Raw genomic sequence first — 7348 nt, forward strand, 5'->3', positions numbered from 1 at the left:
GCCTGGGGCCACCGGTCCGCGGCGGCCTCGACCAGGGCGGGCAGGGTCGCCGGGGGCACCGGGGCGAGCGCCGGGCGGGCGGGGCCGTGCAGCAGCCGCTCCCGTTCGCCGGGCGGCAGCAGGTCGAGTCCGTCCAGCGGGGTGGCGCCGTCCGAGGCGGCCAGCGCGTTCAGGGTGTGCAGCAGCTGGTCGGCGAGCCGGCCGGCGGTCCGCCGGTCGAGGAAGCGCGGGTCGTGGCCGAGTTCCACGGCGAGCCGCTCGCCGGGCGAGACGACCACGGTGAGCGGGTAGTTGGTGGCCTCCCGGGCGTCCAGGTCGCGCACCAGCAGGCCGTGCGCGCCGGCCGTGGCGTCGCCGACCGGGTAGTTCTCGAAGACCACCAGGCTGTCGAACAGCTCGGTGCCCGGCGGGACCCGGCTCAGCCCGTGCATCCGGGCGAGCGGCAGGTGGTCGAAGCGGCGGTCCTCGGCCTGCTCCTCCTGGAGGGTGCGCAGCCAGTCGGCGCAGGGCCGCCGGCCGTCGACGGCGACCCGGGCGGGCAGGGTGGTGATGAACAGGCCGACGATGCCGTCGGAGCCGGCCAGGTCGGCGGGGCGGCCGGAGACGGTGGTGCCGAAGCAGACCCGCGGCTCCCCGCTCCAGCGCGACAGCAGCAGCGCCCAGGCGCCCTGCACCACGGTATTGAGGGTGAGGCGGTGGCGGCGGGCGAACTCCTGGAGCCGCGCGGTCTCGGCCTCGTCCAGCCGGTGCGAGAGCCACTCGCCGGAACGGGCGGTGTCGCCCTGGGCGGGCCGGCGGTCGTAGGGCAGCGGGGTCGGAGCGGTGAGGTCGGCCAGCACGCCGCGCCAGTGCTCCTCGGCGGCGCCGGTGTCGCGCTCCGCGAGCCAGCGGACGTACTCGGCGAAGGGGCGGCGCTCGGGCAGCTCCGGGCGTTCGCCCCGGGCGAGGGCGGCGTGCGCGGCCAGCACGTCGGCGAGGACGTGGAAGACGCTCCAGCCGTCCAGCAGCACGTGGTGGAAGGCCCAGACCACCCGGACCTGGTCCGGCCCGAGCCGGACCAGGTCGAGCCGCAGCAGCGGGGGCCGGTCCAGTGCCAGCGAACGGGCCCGCCGCTCGGCCAGCAGCTCCTCCAGCCGGGCCGCGCGCTCGGCCTCGCCCAGCCCGCTCCAGTCGTGCTCGGTGACCGGGAGCTTCGCCTGCCGGTGGACCACCTGGAGCGGCACCGGCACGTGGCGCAGCACCACCGAGGTGCGCAGCACCGGGGTGCGGTCGACGACGTGCTGCCAGGCGGCGGCCAGCAGGCCCGGGTCGCGGGCGCCGTCCAGGACGAAGGTGATCTGCTCGACGTACAGGCCGTGTTCGGCCTCGTCCAGGCCGTGCACCACCATGCCGGTCTGGGTGGGGGTGAGCGGCTGGATCTCCGTCACCTCCCGTCCGGTGCCGGCCAGCCGGTCGACGCCGGCCTGGTCGAGGCCGGCCAGCGGGAAGTCGGAGGGGGTGCGGCCGCCGGCGCCGGGTTCGGCGCAGTGGCGGACGAGCTCCCGCAGCTCGTCCAGCAGTTCGGCGGCCAGCCGGGCGACCGTCCCGCTGTGGTGCACCGCGCGGGAGTAGGACCAGGTGAAGGAGAGCCGGCCCTCGGCGACCAGGCCGAGCACGTCCAGCAGGTGGGGGCGGCGGGCGGTGCGGTCCATGCCGCCGGTGAGCGGGCCGGCCGGGGCGTGCAGCAGGCCGCCGGGGGTGGCGGTCCAGTCCTGCCGGCCCAGGTAGTTGAAGCCGATCCGCGGCAGCGCCAGGCCCGGCACCGGCCTGAGGTGGCGCAGGGCCCCGTGGCCGAGGCCGCCGCCGGGGACGGCGCGCAGGCTCTCCTTGACGGCCTTCAGAGCGGTGCCGGGGTCGGCGTCCGGGGACACGTCCAGGGAGACGGGGTACATCGTGGTGAACCAGCCGACGGTGCGGGAGAGGTCGACGCCGTCGAAGGGCTCCTCGCGGCCGTGGCCCTCCAGGGCGACCAGCACCCGGCCGCGTCCGGTCCAGCGGGCCAGCACCCGGCCGAGGGCGCAGAGCAGGACGTCGTTGACCCGGGTGCGGTAGGCCTCCGGGACGTCCTGGAGCAGCCGGCGGGTGGACTCGGCGTCCAGGGCGAAGGTCAGCGACTCCTCGGTCTGCGCCGTATTGGCGCCGTCCAGGTCCACCGGCAGGTCGCCGTCCTCCACCAGGCCCTGCCAGTACGGGAGTTCCGCGTCGAAGCCGCCGGCCGCGGTGTGCGCGGCGAGCCGCTCGGCCCAGGCCCGGAAGGAGGTGCTCCTGGCGCCGAGGTCGGGCCGCCCGCCCGCGCTCAGCGCCCCGTGGGCGTGCTCCAGGTCCTCCAGCAGGATCCGCCAGGACACCGCGTCCACCACCAGGTGGTGCGCGGCCAGCAGCAGCACCGGGCGGGGGTCGTCGGCGAAGCGGCAGAGCGCGGCCCGCAGCAGCGGTCCGGCGGCCAGGTCGAAGCCCTCGGCCAGCCGCTCGCCGAGGTCCCGCAGGACGGTCGCGCGCTGCTCGCCCTCGGCGGCGGGCAGCTCGTGGACGCGCAGCTCGGGGGCCTGGCCGGGGGCGGTGCCGTGCTGGCGCCACCGGCCGTCGGCGAGCGGTTCGTAGCGCAGCCGCAGCGCGTCGTGGTGGTCCAGGACGGCGGCCAGCGCGGCCCGCAGGGTGTCCTGGTCGGTGTCCGGGGCGAGGGTGAAGGAGACGGACTGGGTGAGCTGGGCCGGGTCGCCGTCCAGGGTGTCCAGCAGCCAGTGCTGGACGGGGGTGAGCGGGGCCTCGCCGACCACCGCGCCCTGGTCGGCGGCGGGCTCGGGGCGCGGTGAGCGCTCGGCGGCGCGGGCGAGTTCGGCCAGCGTCTGGTGGGCGAACAGGTGCCGGGGGGTCAGCGCCAGGCCGTCCCGGCGGGCCGCCGAGACGATCCGGATGCCGAGGATGGAGTCCCCGCCGAGGGCGAAGTAGTTGTCGTCCGCGCTGACCTCGGGCACCCCGAGCACCTCGCGCCAGATGGCGGCGAGGGCGCGCTCGGTGTCGGTGCGCGGGGGCCGGCCGGCCTCCGTCGCGGGCGCGGCCCACACCGGCTCGGGCAGGGCGCGCCGGTCCAGCTTGCCGGTGGCGCCGAGCGGCAGCCGCTCCAGCGGCACCACCAGGGCGGGCACCAGGTGGCCGGGGAGGGTGCGGCCGAGGAAGTCCCGCCACTCGGCCTGGTCGGGCAGGGCGCCGTCGCGCGGCACCGCGTAGCCCACCAGCCGCTTGTGGCCGTCCTGGTCGACCACCCGGGCGGCGGCCGCCGAGACCCGGGGGTGGCGGGCCAGCGCGGCCTCGACCTCGCCGAGTTCGATCCGGAAGCCGCGCACCTTGACCTGGTCGTCGGCGCGGCCGAGGTAGTCGAGCCCGCCGTCGGCGCTCCAGCGCACCCGGTCGCCGGTGCGGTACATCCGGGCGCCGGGCGGGCCGTACGGGTCGGGCAGGAAGCGTGCGGCGGTCAGGCCGGGGCGGCGCAGGTAGCCGCGGGCCACGCCGGTGCCGGCCAGGTACAGCTCCCCGGGCGCGCCGACGGGCACCGGGCGCAGCCGCCCGTCCAGGACGTAGGCCCGGGCGCCGCCGACCGGGCGGCCGATCGGCGGGTCGCGGTCCGGGTCGGCGGGGTCGCAGGTGTGGGCGGTGGCGTAGACGGTGGCCTCGGTGGGGCCGTAGACGTTCAGCACCCGGCAGCCGGGGACGGCCTCGCGGACCTGGCGCACGGTGCGGGCGGGCAGGCCCTCGCCGGCCAGCACCACGGTGTCCGCCGCGAGGTGTACGGCGCCGTCGGCGAGCAGTCCGCCGAGGGCCGAGGGCACCGCGCTGAGCAGGCCGGCCCGCCAGGGGCCGGGGCGCTCGGACAGCGCCAGCAGGTCGCGCAGGAGTTCGACGCAGCCGCCGGAGAGCAGCGGCGCGAAGATCTCGAACACCGACACGTCGAAGTTGAGCGAGGTGGCGGCGAGCACGTGGGCCAGGCCGCCGTCGGCGAACTCGGCGGCGGCCCAGTCGGTCAGGGCGAGCACCGGGGCGTGGGCGACCACCACGCCCTTGGGGCGGCCGGTCGAGCCGGAGGTGTGGATGACGTACGCGGGGTGCTCGGGGAGCAGGGCGCCGTGCCGCTCCTCGTCGCGGACGGCGTCGGCGCGGGCGGCGGCCAGGCGCTCGCGGCAGGCCGGGTCGTCCAGCACGATCCGGGTGGACGGGCCGTCGGGCAGCCGTCCGGCGGTCGCCGTGCCGGTGACGACGGCGTCGGGCCGGACGTCCTCGAAGAGGTAGGCGATCCGCTCGGCCGGGTAGCCGGGGTCGACGGGCAGGTAGCCGGCGCCGCTCTTGAGCACCGCGAGCAGCGCCACGGCGAGTTCGGCGGTGCGGGGCAGCGCGAGCGCGACGAAGCGCTCGGGGCCGGCCCCGGCCGCGATCAGCAGCCGGGCCAGCCGGTTGGAGCGCTCGTCGAGCTCCCGGTAGGTCAGCTGCTCGTCGCCGGAGCGGACCGCGGGGGCGTCGGGGGTGCGGGCGGCCTGCCGGGCGAAGGCCTCGGGCAGGGTGCCGTCCGGTGCCTCGGCGAACGCCCCGCCGAGGCGCTCCACCAGTGCGCGCCCCTCGGCCGGGTCCAGCAGCGGCAGTTCGGCCACCGGCCGGTCTAGGCCGGCCGCCATTCCGGCCAGCAGGGTGCGCAGGCCCGCGCCGAGCCCCTCGACGGTGGCGGCGTCGAAGAGGGCCGGGTCGTGGTCCAGGCCGATCTCGATGGACGCGCCGGGCGCCACCACCACGCTGAGCGGGTAGCTGGTCGGCTCCAGCACCTGCTCGGTCTCCACGCCCAGGCCGTGCCGGGTCAGCGACTGGGCGTCGAAGGGGTAGTTCTCGAAGACCACCAGGCTGTCGAACAGGGCGGTGCCGCCGGGCAGTTCGCTCCAGCCCTGGAGCTGGGCCAGCGAGACCGCGTCGTGCCGGCGGGCCTCGGACTGGTGGTCCTGGACCTCCCGCAGCAGCTCCCGCAGCGGGCGCCGGGGGTCGATCCGCACCCGGGTGGGCAGGGCGTTGATGAACAGCCCCACCATCGAGGTGACGCCGGGGAGTTCGGCGGGCCGGCCGGAGACGATGGTGCCGAACACCACGTCGTCCCCGCCGCCGTAGCGGGAGAGCAGCAGCGCCCAGGCGCCCTGGAGCACGGTGTTGACGGTCAGCCCGGCCTGCCGGGCGGTGTCCCGCAGCCGCTCGGACAGCTCCGGGCCGAGGTCGACCCGCACCGAGGCCGAGGAGGAGGCGCGGTGGGCGCCGGCCGGGCGGCGGTCCCGGGGCAGTTCGGTGGGGGCGGGGAAGCCGGCCAGGGTGTCGCGCCAGTACCGCTCGGCCCGCGCCCCGTCCTGGCCGGCCAGCCAGCGCAGGTAGTCGGCGTAGGGCGCGCGCTCGACCGGAGCGGGGGCGCGGCCGGCGGTCAGGGCGGCGTAGCGCTCGCACACCTCGTCGAAGACCTGGGCGGCGCTCCAGCCGTCGAGCAGCACGTGGTGGAAGGTCCACACCACCCGTACCCGGGTCGGCGTCAGCCGGATCAGGGCGAGGCGCAGCAGCGGCGCGCCGCCGAGGTCGATGCCGGCGGCCCGGTCCTCGGCGAGCAGCCGGGCGGTGTCCCGTTCGACCTGGTCGGCGGGGCGGCCGGTCCAGTCGTGGTGGGCCACCGGGGCATCGGCCCGGTGCTGGACGACCTGGAGCGGTTCGGCGCCGTCCTGCCAGCTGAGCCGGGTGCGCAGGACCGCGTTGGCGTCGGCGGTCCGCTGCCAGGCCTCGGCCAGCGCGTGCGGGTCGGTGACCCCGTCCAGCACCAGCTGGACCTGGTTGACGTAGGTGTCGCCGTCCGGGTCGAGCAGGCTGTGGAAGAGCATCCCGGCCTGCATCGGGGTCAGCGGGTAGACGTCGGCGACCGTTCGGCCGTCCCCGGCGATCCGGTCCACCGCCGCCTGGTCGAGCCGGGCGAGCGGGAAGTCCGTGGGGGTGCGGCCGCCCGCGGCGGGCTCGGCGCAGTGGGCGACGATCTCCTCCAGGGCGCCCAGCATGGCGTGGGCGAGCCCGGTGACGGTGTCGGCGCGGTGCCGGCCGGCGCTGTAGTACCAGCCGATCTCCAGCTCGCCGTCCTCGACCCGGGCGACCACGTCCAGCAGGTGGGGGCGCTCGGTGCCGGGCGCCTCCGCGCCGCCGAGGCCGCCGGGGACGGCGCGGACCAGGGCGGCGCCGTCGGCGGACCAGTCGAAGCGGCCCAGGTAGTTGAAGGCGATGCCGGGGGCAGGCGCGTCGGCGAGCGCCGCGTCCCGGGCGAGGTGGCGCAGCGCGCCGTACCCGAGGCCGCGGTCGGGCACCGCCCGCAGCTGCTCCTTGACGGCCTTCAGGGCGGCGCCCCAGTCCCCCGCCGGGACGTCGAGGGCGACGGGGAAGAGCGAGGTGAACCAGCCGACCGTGCGGGACAGGTCGAGGCCGTCGAACAGCCGGTCCTCGCGGCCGTGGCCCTCCAGGCCGACGGCGACGGTGCCGCGCCCGGTCCAGTCGGCGAGCACCCGGCCGAGCGCGGTGAGCAGCACGTCGTCGATCCGGGTGCGGTAGACCGCGGGGACCTGCCGCAGCAGGGCGTCGGTGCGGTCGCGGTCCAGCCGGACGGTCACCTCGCGCAGGTCGGCGGCGGTGTTGCCGCCGTCGCCGTCCACCGGCAGCGGGGCGGCGCAGGCCCGGGCCGCGGCCGCCCAGTGGTCGCTCTGCGCGCCGAAGCCGCCGGCTTCGGTGTGCGCGGCCAGGCGGCGGGCCCACTCCCGGACGGAGCTGGTGCGGGCGGGCAGCCGCAGCGGGCGGCCCTCGACGGCCTGCCGGTAGGCGGTCTCCAGGTCCTCCAGCAGCACCCGCCAGGAGACGCCGTCGACCACCAGGTGGTGGACGGCCAGCAGCAGCCGGTCGGGGCGGTCCGCGTCGCCGCCCGCCGACGTGTCGACCAGCAGGCGGGCGGTGAGCAGCGGGCCGCCGGCCAGCCGGAAGGCGGCGTGGGCGGCCTCGGTCACCGCCTCCTCGGCGCCGTGGTCGTGGACCTCCAGCAGCTCGGGCGCGGCCTCCTCGGCGGGGGCGCAGTACTGCCGCCAGGTGCCGTCCTCGGCACGGGTGAAGCGGCAGCGCAGCGCGTCGTGGTGGGCCCACAGGGCGGCCAGGGCCCGGCGCAGGGCCCCGGGGTCGACGGCGCCGGGGGCCTCCACCACCAGGGACTGGTCGAAGTGGTGGGCGGACGGCGGGTTCGGGTCGAGGAACCAGTGCTGGATCGGTGTCAGGC

General features: G+C 77.6%; 1 protein-coding gene. It reads right to left on the reverse strand.

The annotated features are described in order from the left end of the window. The coding region (locus ACFU6K_RS24935; RefSeq protein ID WP_380666518.1) for an amino acid adenylation domain-containing protein at positions 1 to 7348 on the reverse strand (7348 nt) is incomplete at both ends.

The organism is Kitasatospora sp. NPDC057512, assembly GCF_042802135.1.
Lineage (GTDB): Bacteria > Actinomycetota > Actinomycetes > Streptomycetales > Streptomycetaceae > Kitasatospora.